The 241-nt window shown below is 50.6% G+C and carries 1 protein-coding gene; it reads left to right on the forward strand.

What is annotated here, in order from left to right:
- Nucleotides 1–241, forward strand: a 241-nt coding sequence (locus tag AAEY75_RS16830) for an efflux RND transporter permease subunit (RefSeq protein WP_352260308.1), incomplete at both ends; no start/stop codon positions are given.

The raw sequence follows: 241 nt of genomic DNA on the forward strand, positions 1-241 counted from the left end.
ATGGTAACCTTGGTCACGACGGGCTACTTGAAGCACGAAACATGCTGCTAGGCATGGCAGCGCAAAACGATCAAGTCGCTGGTGTACGCCCTAACGGTCAGGAAGATTCACCGCAGCTTAAGGTGAATATCAACCAAGAGCAAGCCGCCGCTTATGGCTTGTCACTAGGTAATATCAATAGCGTTATCTCCACCGCTTGGGGCTCAAGCTACGTGAATGACTTCATTGATCGTGGCCGTAT

Source organism: Psychrobacter sp. TB55-MNA-CIBAN-0194 (assembly GCF_040309505.1).
Taxonomy (GTDB): domain Bacteria; phylum Pseudomonadota; class Gammaproteobacteria; order Pseudomonadales; family Moraxellaceae; genus Psychrobacter; species Psychrobacter fozii.